Raw genomic sequence first — 12,032 nt, 5'->3', positions numbered from 1 at the left:
GTCCGTACCGTACACACGACTGCGCCCGGTAGTCGCGTGGCCGCCAACCGCATCAGCGAACGTGGGACCCGCAGCCGGGGTTGGAAGACTTCGTGGGGCCGGTGCCGTCGGCGGGCGGGTCACCATGCGCCGTGGTGGGCCAGGCCCAGGGCCAGTACGGCGACGGAGAGCGAGAGGAACGCGGCCGCGGCGCCGAGCCTGCGGTCGCCCACCCGTAGGTGTGCGCCCACGGCTCCGAGGAAGTACAGGACGAGGCCTGCCGCGGCGGCCGTTCCGATCAGCGGCACGGCGAAGCCGATCAGCAGTCCGAGCGCGCCCGCGCCAAGGAGCGTGCCCAACGGGACCATCCATGACCGGGGCACACTCAGTCTGTCTGCGATCGCGGCGATCGACTCGTCGCGGACAAGGTCCAGACAGGCGCCGTAGCCGAGCGCAATCGCGGTCAGGACGGTGACTGTGGCGTACGCGGTGAACATGGATTCCTCCCCGGGCTGAGATCGAGGCGAATGTGCCTGCTCTCTTGTTCTCCACCTTCCTCACGTCCGGCGTTGCGGGTCCAATACCTGCATCCATAACCTGACGGCATGGATGTGGACATGCGGCTGCTGAGGTACTTCGCCGCCGTCGCGCAGGAGGGAAACCTCACCCGCGCCGCAGGGCACCTGTTCGTGTCGCAGCCGGCGCTGACCAAGCAGATCAGGCAACTGGAGGTCCAGCTGGGTGTGGAGCTGTTCACCCGCTCCCGGGCCGGGATGACGCTCACCGAACCGGGCCGTGCTCTGGCGGCCGGGGTGCCCGGGCTGCTCGCCGACTGGGACCGGGTGCTGCGGGCGACGAGGAGCGCCGCCGCCCGGGCCGGCCGTGTGCTGCGGGTCGGGTTCCTGGCCAGCGCCGCCAACGAGCTCACCCCGCAGATCGTCGCCGCGTTCGTCCGCCGCCGGCCGGGCTGGCGGGTGGACATGCGGCAGGCACCCTGGTCAGACCCGACCGCCGGGCTCGGCGACGGGACCGTCGACGCCGCGCTGCTACGGCTGCCCTTCCCCGGCCAGGACGAGCTGCGTGTCGAGGAGCTGCTGACCGAGCCGCGGTGCGTCGTGCTGGCCGTCGCACACCCGCTGGCCGGCAGGGACGAGATCCCGTTCCGGGAGCTGTGGGACGAACCCTTCGTGGCCGCCCCGCCCGAGACCGGCTCGTGGCAGGACTACTGGCTGGCCACCGACGAACGCGAGGGCCGCCCGGCCCGCATCGGAACCGTCACCGAGAACCCCGACGAGTGGCTGAGCGCGATTGCCAACGGCTACGGCATCGCCCTCGCCCCGGAGTCCGCCGCCCGCTTCTACCCCCGCCCCGGCATCGTCTACCGCCCCGTCACCGGCGTCAGCCCGAGCAGCGTCGGCATCGCCTGGGCGCCCGCTGCCGACACCGACCCGGTCATCCAGGACTTCGTCCAGTGCTGCCTGGACAACCGGCCGCCGGACCCGACGTGATGGGGTCGCGCGGGGCCGGCCCGAGGGCGCACCCCTCCGGGGGACAGCAGTGACGAGGAGCCAGTCGCAAGTGTCACGGGTCATGCAGCCCGCAGCCCGCAGGCCGCCCCGCTGTCAGCAGTGGCACCATGGTCTTGACGTATCGAGGAGGGCTCATGACCCCATCGGACGAGAATGCGCGAGTCGTGCCGGTCGCCCGCCGTCGGCCCGATCCGGACGACCGCGTGACCTGGGAACCCAGCGGGCGCTGGGTACGCGGGACGAAGGGTGAGGTCACGGTCGTCGACAGCCGACGGCCGGTCCTGGTGTGGGAACCCGGCCGTCCGGTACCGCTGTACGCCTTCCCGGCGGAGGACGTCCGGATGGACCTGCTGCGCAGGACGGAAAGACCGGCCACGAGACATCATGCGGGAGCGACCGTCTTCTACGACCTGGAGGTCGGCGGCGAAACCGTCCGAAGGGCGGCATGGACCTATCCCGCCGAGGAATTGGCCGACCACGTGTCCTTCGAGTGGTTCGGACGGGACGTACTCGACCACTGGTACGAAGAAGAAGAGGAGATCTTCGTACACCCGCGTGACCCGTACAAGCGGGTCGACGCCCTGGCCAGTACCCGGCACGTCCAGGTCGAGATCCAGGGCACGGTCGTCGCCGACACACGCACCCCGGTGCTCCTCTTCGAAACCCACCTGCCGACCCGGTACTACTTCCCGCGCGAGGACGTCCGGCTCGATCTCTTCACCCCGGCCGATCACCGAACCCGATGCCCGTACAAGGGCGTTGCGACCGACTACTGGTCGTGGGCCGGTGACGGGGACGTGCCGCGCAACATCGCCTGGAGCTATCCCGATCCCCTGCCGGCCATGAGCGCCATCACGGGGCGGGTGGCGTTCTACAACGAGGCCGTCGACATCGTCGTCGACGGCGAGCGGCTGGAACGTCCGGTCACCCCCTTCAGCGACACGCTGGCGCGGTAGTTCTCCGGCCAGAAGGCGGTCGCGCAGGTTCGCCGGTCAAAGGCGGTCCGTCCGCACCTTGTTGGGCCGTGGGCTCCGACAAGTCGCAGGCCGCGCCTGCACCCTGCGGACCTCTGCCGATGTCCCCTGCTTGCCTCAGGGCTCAGGCCGGGGCAGTTGCGTGCCGTTGGGGCTGAGCGTGGAGGGCAGGACCCGGGCGATGAGCAGCGCGACATCATCGGGGTCGCCGGGATGGCGCAGGGTGTTCAGGAGCACGTCGCAGGTCTCGTCCAGCGAGCGATGGGGGTCGTCCAGAAGGGCGAGCAGGCCGTCCAGGGATTCGTCGATGGCGCGGTCGCGCCGCTCGACGAGACCATCGGTGTACAGAACGAGCTGTTCGCCCGGGTGCAGGGCGAGCGTAGTGGTGTGGAAGGGGGCCTTTCCGACGCCCAGAGGTGTTCCGGTGGGCAGGTCGAGCAGTTCGGGCTTTCCGTCGAGGCGAAGGAGGGCGGGGGGCAGGTGGCCGGCGAGGGAGATGTGGCACTGCGCGCTGAGCGGATCGTAGACGGTGTAGACGCAGGTGGCGATGGTGTCCTGCTCCAGGCCTTCGGTGATGTGGTCGAGGTGCTGGAGGACCTGGGCGGGGTCGAGGTCGAGGCCGGCCAGGGTGCGGGTGGCTGTGCGGAGCTGGCCCATGGTGGCAGCGGCGCCGACACCGCTGCCCATGACGTCTCCGACGACGAGGGCGGTCTTGTCTCCGCCGAGTGGAATGACGTCGAACCAGTCGCCGCCGATCTCGCTGGCTGCCTGGGCGGGTTGGTAGCGGGAGGCGATCGCCAGTCCGGGCCGTGGCGGTGGCGGGTGAGGCAGCAGGCTGCGCTGGAGGGTGAGCACGGTGCGGCGTTGTTCCTGGACCGCACGATGCCGTTCGGTCACGTCCACGCTGGAGGTCACCACCCCGAGAACCGTTCCGTTGGGTGCTTCGAGCCGGTGGAAGGAGATCGACCAGGCATGCTCGTTGTCCGGGTCGGCCGGGGTACGGCCGACGGTGTACTGGTCCAGAACAGGGACGCCGGTGTCCAGGACCTCGCGCATCGTCGCTTCGAAGGACTCGTCCAAGAAGGGCAGCACCTCATGGACGTGGCGGCCCAGATGCTCGGCGGCAGGCACGCCGTTCATGCGCTCCTCGGCCGAATTGACCGAGACATAGCGAAGGTCGGTGTCCAGTACACCCAGTCCGATCGGCGACTGGGACACCAGCCGGGCGGACAACGCGAGGTCCCGTTCGAGCTCGCGCAGTGTCGTCTGATCCGCGGCAAGGCCCAGAGCCCAGTACTCCCGCTGGTCGTCCTGTAGCCGCATGTTCCGGAATTCCACCTGCCGCGTGCTGCCGTCCTTGTGTCGCACGGGGAACACTCCGGCCCAGCTGTTGCCGCCTTCCATGACCCGAATGAACATGTCCATCACAAGGCCGCGGTCCTTCTCGTGGACCAGCAAACGGGCCGCGTACTGGCCGAGAGCCTCCTCTGCGGTGTAGCCGAACAGGGCCTCGGCCTGCGGACTCCACAGATCGATCCTGCCCTCGGCATTGAGGAGAACGGCCGCCACGCTCAGTACATCGAGGAGGCCGCCGGACGTCGCAGCGACGTCCCCTGGGTCGGCGCCAGGCGGGAAGGACTTGGCTGCGCACATCCCAGGCCCTCCTCACTGCACACGTCGCCGCCCAGCGGTATCAGGACGGCGACCCACGACCGAGCCTCGGCTTCGGGGCTCCACCTCCTCCATCGTCTCCCCACAGGTGCCATTCGCGCAGCCATGGCGATCCTGTGCCCGGGCCTGCCGGCGCCGCTGGAGCTTGCCGAGGTCGTCCCCATCAGTGCCGAGTTCACCGCCTCCGAACAGCACCGGGCCTGCGTGGCGGCCGCCACCGAGCGGCACATGCGCACCATCCTGATCCGGGTGAATGAGGGCTGCCCACAAGCGCTCGCTGTGCCGCGGCTCGGCCGCCGTGACCGCCGTGCCATCCCTACGCCAGTGCGGTTCTCACGGTGGCAGTCGATGCCGTTCTCCTGGGCGTGCGGTCCCCGATGACCTGGGAGTTCCTGGAGGAGGCGGCTCCCCGCCGCTACGACGACCGGATTCGCGCCGATGTGCCGCCCGACGGCTGGAGGCGGCGCCGGCACGCGCTTTCGACGCGGCAGCGGCCTCGGCGTCCGTCGCTGGCGGCGCGGCGGTGGGTGAGGCCACCTGTCATGCAGTCGCCGACCACCTGTTGCAGGACGTCAGGGGGCGGTTACGGTCCACGCCCGTGCCGTCCGCAAGCGGCGCACCGTGGCGGCGCAGGTGCACGGCACATGGGACCGCGCCGGGCCGCCGCGAAGGAGCCGGCACGGTCCGAGCGGATCTGCTGGTAGACGTGCCAGGTGACCTCGACCTCGCCTGTTCGGCTCGCCGAGCGGGAGCCACTTGTCCCGTCGTGTGCGTTGCCGGTCGGTGAGGTGCTCGACACCACACGTACGGTGACGCACGCGAGGCCTTCCGTTGATTCGGTTGCTCGGTTGTTGCTGATCTTGGAAGGCTTCGCTCCGTCTCGCCCTCGCCACGCCGTGGACCCGGACACCGCGAGACGGCTCACCCAGGTTCATCTACGAGAGCCAAAAAAATTCGGACGGCGATGTCGAGAATGCGTGACTGGCTCCGTCCCCGCACTGAAGGCGACCACAATGGGTCGCACCAGCACCGAGGAGAACCACGATGGCCAAGTACCTGCTGCTGAAGCACTACCGAGGCGCCCCGGCTGCGGTCAACGACGTGCCGATGGACCAATGGAGCCCGGAGGAGATCTCGGCGCATATGCAGTACATGAACGACTTCGCGGCCCGGCTGGAGAAGACAGGCGAGTTCGTCGACGGTCAGGCGCTCGCCCCCGAGGGAGCGTGGGTCCGCTACGACGGTGAGGGGCGCCCGCCGGTCACCGACGGACCGTTCGCGGAGACCAAGGACCTCATCGCCGGCTGGATGATCATCGACGTCGACAGCTACGAGCGCGCCGTCGAGCTGGCCGGGGAACTGTCGGCCGCCCCTGGGGCGGGCGGCAAGCCGATCCACGAGTGGCTCGAGCTGCGCCCGTTCCTGGCCGCGCCGCCCACCATCACGGAGTGACCTCATCGATGAACGAGGCACTGCTCCGGAGCCTCACGCCGAGCGTGCTCGCCATCCTCGTCCGCCGCGGAGCCGAGTTCGCGGCGGCCGAGGACGCCGTGCAGGACGCGCTGGTCGAGGCGGTCCGCGTCTGGCCGGCCGACCCCCCGCGGGACGCGACGGGCTGGCTGGTCACCGTGGCCTGGCGCCGGTTCCTCGACGCGACCCGGGCGGACGCCGCCCGCCGCCGGCGTGAGGACCTCGTCGACGAGGAGCCGGCGCCCGGGATCGCGCCCGCGGTGGACGACACGCTCCAGCTCTACTTCCTGTGCGCCCACCCGTCGCTGACGCCGTCGTCCGCGGTCGCGCTCACGCTGCGCGCCGTCGGCGGGCTGACCACCCGCCAGATCGCCCAGGCCTACCTGGTGCCCGAGGCGACCATGGCCCAGCGCATCAGCCGGGCCAAGCGCACCGTCTCCGGCCTGCGGTTCGACCAGCCCGGCGACGTCGCCACCGTGCTGCGCGTCCTCTATTTGGTCTTCAACGAGGGCTACTCCGGTGACGTCGACCTCGCCGCCGAGGCCATTCGGCTCACCCGGCAGCTCGCGGTCGTGATCGACCACCCCGAGGTGGCGGGGCTGCTCGCCCTCATGCTGCTCCACCACGCCCGGCGCGCCGCCCGGACCGCGCCCGACGGCAGCCTGGTGCCGCTCGCCGAGCAGGACCGCGGCCGGTGGGACACCGAGTCGATCGCCGAGGGCGTCGAGATCCTGCAGGCGGCCCTCGCCCGCGACCGGCTGGGCGAATTCCAGGCCCAGGCCGCCATCGCGGCACTCCACGCTGACGCGCCCACCGCCGAGGAGACTGACTGGGTGCAGATCGTCGAGTGGTACGACGAGCTCGCGCGCCTGACCGACAGCCCGGTCGTCCGGCTCAACCGCGCGGTGGCCGTCGGCGAGGCCGACGGACCGCGCGCCGGTCTGGCGGCACTCGCGGCGCTGGACAACTCTTCCCCGAGCTCTTCGAGCAGGGGACACCCCATCCCCCGCCACGCCGCGGTGGCGGCGTATCTCCACGAGCGAGACGGCGACCTGGCGACGGCTGCAAGGCTGTACGCCGAGGCGGCCCAAAAGGCACCCAACCTTGCCGAGCGCGACCACCTGACGCGCCAGGCCGCCCGGCTCAACGCCAGCCGGTGTCGCTGACGGGTCGCGCTCGGACTGTCCCGCGTTCGTGGAGCGGCCCCGTGGCCAGAGCGGTCGCCTCAAGGCGAGCAGGCGGGTGGAGACCAGCTGCACGACGCGTTGCCGACGGGGAAGCTCTGCGGCGGCGACAGGCGCACTGGAGGCGTGGTGTCTCATAAGCCCTGGCCGGTGAAGGTTGTCCTTCCAGCGACGGTCCGGCTGCCCGCAAGTGGCTCACCCAGGCTCATCCACGAAGAGCCGGGAAAGGGAACGAACGGCGGGACCATGGCTGCCACCGCGTCGTGGCCGGGCATCACGGTGACGCGTGGTGGGGCGAAGTGTGCGGTCGCGGTGGCCGCGAGCGCTTGCGGCCTGACGATCGGCCACAAGCCGGCGGTCGCCGCCAGGAGGATGCTGCGGCCGTGGCTCACTCGACGACCTGGACGAGCCCTGGCTTGCCCACCGTCGCCTTGAGTTGCGTTCGCTTGCCCTCCACCGAGCCGTCCGGTGCAAGGACGCGCGTGCCGACTCGGACGGTCGTCTCCACCGACCAGGTGCCGGCCGTCGCCGACACCGTCCAGTCGGCCGGGACCACGTGGTCGAACGCGAAGAAGTGGGTGGGGACGCCGTTGCTCTTGAAGGGCTCCGCGTTGACGTCCTCCTCCGCCGCGGGAGCGAGGGGGACGTCGAACCGCACGAGGTCGCCCGCGTAAGTGGCGCGTACGGTCACTGGAGTCCCCGGCTGGAATTCCTCGGGGTGTTCCACGTCGATCGACAGACTGCCGAACTCCGGGACGTTGAATTCGGGCCGGCACACGGCGCATCCGTCGAAACCCGCCGCGACGGCAGCGGTCGTGGACGGGAACTTGCGCAGATTCACGAAGGCGATGAGATCCCCGAACTGGCATCCCTTGACGTGGAACTGCCTGCTGTCGACGTGGCCCCTGATGTACGGCGGCTGGATCTCGTTCGGCATCGAGACGTGCACGTCGAAGGGGATACCCATCCCGTTGGCGAAGACGTTGGGCAGCGATCCCGGGGTGGCGGGTGCCGACTCTTCCCTGCCGGGTGTCTCGGAGGCGAAGAAGTCGAGGCCCGAGATCGATCCCAGCGACAGTCCGCTGATCGCCTCCGGGAGGAGCCTCTCCATCAGCCGGGTCAGCGCTCCCGCGGTGATGAAGTCGGCGAAATCACTGCCCGCGCCGACGATGCTCTGCTGGGTGGAGATCACGTTGATACCGACGCTGCCGTCGGCGTTGACGAGGGGCTGGACGAAGGCCTTGAAGGTGAAGTCGGTGTCGATCGGGATGCCGAGGAATTCGGTCGTGTTCGTGCCGGATCCCTCGATGCGAATGTGCCCGTTCTGGAGCGAGACTTGCAGGGAGTTCACCTTCACATCGTCGTTGAGCTTGGCCGGCAGGGAGGCGAGCCCGGCCTGCTGCAGCCCCCTGTCGATGGCCGGATTCACCAGATCATCAGGCACGAGCAGCATCGCGTCGGAGGAGAAGAGCCGCTCGGTGACTGTGGGGGGAGCCGGCGGCTCGCCGAAGGCGGCGATGAACATCACCAGCAGGCCTTCCGGATGATCCGGGACGTTGAAGTAGGTCCGGTAGAACCGCTTGCCGCTCTCGTCGGCCAGGGGGCCGAGAGCGAACGGCGACGACTCCTTGAGCACCTTCTTGACTCCGGTGGTCACGACGTCGTCGTACTCGCTGTTCGTGGTGAAGGTCTGCACGAAGTCGGTGGGTACCGAGTCCTTGAAGTCCACCGACGGGCACGCGCGGGTGTCCGCGCTGGCAAGCAGCTTCCGGTCCTTGACGGTTCCGCGGGCGGTGAAGAAGACCCGGGCCTCGTCGCTGCGGTCAGAGAGCCGGGCGATCAGCCGTAGCGTGACCTCGACCCGGGCCGCCGCCGGGTCCGGGTTGTTCACCAGGGCAACCACAGGCTGGTCGAACCACATCGACAGATCCCCGTCGGGGAGTGACATCTGCACCATCCCGGCGCGCTCCAGGAAGTTGGCGGCGAAGACCTGCTGCACTGTCTGCGTGTCGAACTGGACTTCCCCGAGGAATCCGTGGCTGAGGTCGAGCGACATGGGCCACTCCTGCCCGAAGACGATGCGCTTCCCCTCTTGGCAGTCTGACGTAAGGGCGCCGACTCGGCAGCTCAGGCGGCGGCTCGGCCGCACCCGGGCCGCCGGGCTCGGTGCGCCCCTGCCGCTCGCACGGCAACGGCGGACCGCCTGCCGCGTTGAGCGGCAGATGCACCGGCACAGGCATGGCGGTGCTGTGGCAGTCCCGCTGTCACAGCACCGGCACTGTCCTGGACGAGATTCAGTTGGCGGGTGCTTGGTAGAGGCCGCGGCCGGCGCGGTGGGCGCGGGAGGTGGCGATGAGGCGGTCGAGGGTGCTGCGGATGGTGTTGATGTTGCCGGTGGTGTCGTCGCGGCCGAGTGCCTCAGCGACGTCGCGTGCGCGCAGCGGAGTCTCGGGGGTGCGGGCCAGGACGGCGATGACCTGGTCGGTGAGGCCGCTGCCTGCCACCACGGCCTCGGAGGCGGGCGTGCGCCGTGCCGCCTTGGTCGCTGTGGCCTTGGCCGCGGTCTGCTTCTTGGACGGTTGCTTCGCCGCCTTGCCGTTCGCAGAGTTCTTGGGCGCGGCCTTCTTCCTGGAGCCCCCAGTCGTTTTGTTCGTCGCCGGGGGAGTCTGGGCCTTCGTGGTCTGAGCGGCGGCAGTGCTCTCGTCCACCGGCACGGGCACGGGCACGGTCTCGACCGACGGCGTCGGCTCCGGCTCGGTGTCGGTGGCAGGTTCGTCCGGCACGGACGGTGCAGCCTCGGTCTGCGGCTCAGCTGCTCGCGGCTGGGGGAAAGTGGCCGCCGACAGCGCGTTCAGCGCGGACAGCGCGCTGCGCACCGCTTCCAGTCGTTGGGAGACCGCGGCGAGGTGTTCTTCGAGTGTCTGCTGATGCTTCTCGAGTTGGGGAAGCTCCGCCTGCAGCAGCGCCGTTGTCGACTCGATGCTGTTCGTGTCTGCCGTCGCTGTCATGGTGCGCTCCTGGTGGGGTCGGCTGTGCACGCCGTCTGCTGTGACATGCAGGGGTGTTGTGATGCAGGGTACGGGGTGCGTTGTGATTCGCACCTGTCTGAGGCGTGGTTGAACAGAAGTACCCACCGCTCGACCCGGCATCGCTGCGACGCATCCGCGAACGGCCTTTCGGACAGAGAGTCTCCACTTCGTCCCGCAGCGCGCCGTCGCGCAGCAGCGCGTCGGGGCCCAGCAGGTCCTCGACGACGGCCAGGGCACCGGCGGTGACTACGTCCCGGACTCGCCGCCCGAGTGGGCACGAGTGGTGACCATCGGGTCGGCTCCCACTGCTCGGTGAGGTGAGCCCTCTCAGGATGGCGCGGACCTCAGCTCCTGCTGGGCAGCTCGGACAGCAGACCGGTACCGGGCCCACCGGAGATCACGAACACGAGCTTGTCGTGAGCAACTCTGCCAGGCGATCCACGAATTCGGTGAGCGAGTCCAATCGTGGTCCGCTGCGGGCAATGCGGAATCCGTGGTGGCGGCCCCAGAACGCAGCCTGGACGGCATGGAACTGGGCCCAACGCCGGGTGCGTTCGCGATCGAGTTCCGCAGCCTCGGCGAAGACGTCCAGAGTGCGATGGACAGCCTTGGCCGGGTCGTCCGCTGCGAGGAGTGTCAGCGCGCGCGACTTGAGCAGGGTGCCGCCGTCGTAAGCGGGATCTCCTGCGTACCCCTTGGGGTCGACTGCCAGCCATGGTTCACGGTCGGCGCGCAGGATGTTTCTGGCGTGGAGGTCGCCGTGGATGAGGATGTCCGGCTGGACACGGCCCAGCTCGCGGACCGTCGCCACGGCGGCGTCCACCACATGACGCGACAGTGTGTGCGTCAGCTCCTCGGCATCCTTGCGTAGCTGCTCCTCCCAGGCGTCGGCCTGCTCCCGCAGCCGGGGCAGACCAGGCGGCGCGGGGACGGCCAGCCGGCGATTGATCCGCCCTGCGACCGTCACCACCTCATCGCCGTCCTCGACCTCCGCCAGGGTCGACGTCCGGACCCGCTCGAGCAGCATCGCGAAACGCTCGTCGTCGCGCTCGTGCAGCAGAACAGCTCCGCGCCCACGCCACGCCACGAATGCGTCCGGCTCGTACACGTTGCCGGAATGTGGAAACGACACCTTCAGCACGGCGGTCCCGCCGGCCGGCCGTCGCACCGGGACGATGACCCCGACACCCCCGTGCATGACATCGCCGTCCGGCACGCACTGCCAGCGCTCCAGCAACTCGTCCACGATCGTGGGCAGTTCGGCGAGCCACGCCGCTCCAGACCCTCCTTCGCGCTGGACAGTGCTCCGCGCGAACTCCTCTGGTATCCAGATCATTGGGGCACTTTACGGCCTGCCCCGACGCCGCCACCAGGCAGCCTGATCTCGGTGACGGGCGTGCGTCGCCCCTGAGCAGCGCGTGCCCGCGAGTGTCAGCGAGCGCGTGAAACGGCAGGACTCGTCCGTCCGGGTGCCGTCCGTGTGCCGTCCGGGTGTCGGGGGGGGGAAACCGGTCTCCTGGCAGAACACTCTGTTGCCCCGCGGGCGGCGGGCACTGGGTGCGGCCGGGTGGTGTAACGGTGTCCTTGCGGTGCGGGCGGCGTCGGGGTGTGCCGGGGCGGGTGCGTGAGGCGGTGCAGGGGGAGGGGGAGAGGATGCTGTCGCCCGGTGGAGGTCCGGTCCAAGGCGACGCGTTCACGTCGCCGGACTGACGCGGCTCGCCGCCCCGCACCGAGGTCGGCGATGAAGAGCGGCACGGCTTGTACCGTGAGTCCGGCGCCCCTCGGATTGCCTGACCCGCAGCACTCGACCGTCTGGAGCCCGAACCGTGCCCTTCACCTTCCGCAAGAGCTTCCGGATCCTGCCCGGCGTCCGCCTCAGCATCGGCCGCGGTTCCTGGTCCGTCACTCTCGGGGGCGGCCACGGCCCCCGCCACACCATCAGCAGCACCGGACAGCGCACCACGTCGGTGAACCTGCCCGGACCGTTCGGCTTCCACCGCACCACGCGCCGTCGGCGCAGGACCGGTCAGTAGGCGGTACCCGCACCACCCTCCGACACGATCCGCTGCTGCTTGCCAGGGACGTAGGGGAGCTCTTGGCCGGGGTCTGCCGGCAGGGGGCGAGCGCGGGCCCGGTCCCGCGCCCCGGCCGTCCCCCGGCCCGGGGGACGGCCGGGGCCGCAGGCCCCGTCGTAGG

General features: G+C 70.0%; 11 protein-coding genes. 6 read left to right on the top strand and 5 right to left on the bottom strand.

The annotated features are described in order from the left end of the window. Positions 1 to 119: 119 nt before the first annotated feature. Entirely contained in the window at positions 120 to 476 is a 357-nt protein-coding gene (locus ABZ208_RS31150) for a DoxX family protein (protein WP_356912800.1), read from the bottom strand. A gap of 108 nt (positions 477 to 584) precedes the next feature. Between ABZ208_RS31150 and ABZ208_RS31145 the strand changes: the two genes are divergently transcribed. Further along, positions 585 to 1,487, top strand: coding sequence for a LysR family transcriptional regulator (locus ABZ208_RS31145; RefSeq protein ID WP_356912799.1), 903 nt, complete (start codon positions 585 to 587; stop codon positions 1,485 to 1,487). A 155-nt stretch (positions 1,488 to 1,642) separates the two neighbouring features. Then, entirely contained in the window at positions 1,643 to 2,464 is an 822-nt protein-coding gene (locus ABZ208_RS31140; RefSeq protein WP_356912798.1) for a DUF427 domain-containing protein, read from the top strand. Between the two features lie 135 nt (positions 2,465 to 2,599). On the opposite strand, the gene ABZ208_RS31135 is transcribed toward ABZ208_RS31140, so the two are convergent. After that, entirely contained in the window at positions 2,600 to 4,135 is a 1,536-nt protein-coding gene (locus ABZ208_RS31135) for a SpoIIE family protein phosphatase (RefSeq protein WP_356912797.1), read from the bottom strand. A gap of 123 nt (positions 4,136 to 4,258) precedes the next feature. Here ABZ208_RS31135 and ABZ208_RS31130 point away from each other — a divergent pair, with 123 nt between their 5' ends. The 3 genes from ABZ208_RS31130 (at position 4,259) to ABZ208_RS31120 (ending at position 6,789) form a co-directional block, all read left to right on the top strand. After that, a complete protein-coding gene (locus tag ABZ208_RS31130; protein ID WP_356912796.1) occupies positions 4,259 to 4,534 on the top strand; it encodes a hypothetical protein in 276 nt (91 codons plus the stop codon). Between the two features lie 663 nt (positions 4,535 to 5,197). Then, the gene (locus tag ABZ208_RS31125) at positions 5,198 to 5,605 is read left to right on the top strand and encodes a YciI family protein (RefSeq protein ID WP_356912795.1); all 408 of its coding nucleotides are present in this window, start codon (positions 5,198 to 5,200) and stop codon (positions 5,603 to 5,605) included. 8 nt (positions 5,606 to 5,613) lie between these two features. After that, on the top strand, positions 5,614 to 6,789 hold the full coding sequence (locus tag ABZ208_RS31120) for a DUF6596 domain-containing protein (protein ID WP_356912826.1): 1,176 nt from the start codon (positions 5,614 to 5,616) through the stop codon (positions 6,787 to 6,789). Between the two features lie 406 nt (positions 6,790 to 7,195). Here the strand turns inward: ABZ208_RS31120 and ABZ208_RS31115 are convergent, their stop codons facing one another. From ABZ208_RS31115 to ABZ208_RS31105, 3 genes are all read right to left on the bottom strand, one after another. After that, positions 7,196 to 8,863 (bottom strand): hypothetical protein, encoded by a 1,668-nt coding sequence (locus tag ABZ208_RS31115; protein WP_356912794.1) that lies wholly within the window; start codon positions 8,861 to 8,863, stop codon positions 7,196 to 7,198. Positions 8,864 to 9,101: 238 nt separating this feature from the next. After that, a complete protein-coding gene (locus ABZ208_RS31110; RefSeq protein ID WP_356912793.1) occupies positions 9,102 to 9,815 on the bottom strand; it encodes a hypothetical protein in 714 nt (237 codons plus the stop codon). 418 nt (positions 9,816 to 10,233) lie between these two features. Continuing rightward, positions 10,234 to 11,172 carry an aminoglycoside phosphotransferase family protein gene (locus ABZ208_RS31105; RefSeq protein ID WP_356912792.1) on the bottom strand — a complete coding sequence of 313 codons (939 nt, stop codon included), beginning with the start codon at positions 11,170 to 11,172 and terminating at the stop codon, positions 10,234 to 10,236. Positions 11,173 to 11,662: 490 nt separating this feature from the next. Between ABZ208_RS31105 and ABZ208_RS31100 the strand changes: the two genes are divergently transcribed. Next, on the top strand, positions 11,663 to 11,869 hold the full coding sequence (locus tag ABZ208_RS31100; RefSeq protein WP_356912790.1) for a DUF4236 domain-containing protein: 207 nt from the start codon (positions 11,663 to 11,665) through the stop codon (positions 11,867 to 11,869). Positions 11,870 to 12,032: the final 163 nt, after the last annotated feature.

Source organism: Streptomyces sp. NPDC006208, from assembly GCF_040613775.1.
Lineage (GTDB): Bacteria > Actinomycetota > Actinomycetes > Streptomycetales > Streptomycetaceae > Streptomyces.
Note: the sequence above shows the minus strand (reverse complement) of the source record. Positions and strands in the feature narration are given on the sequence as shown.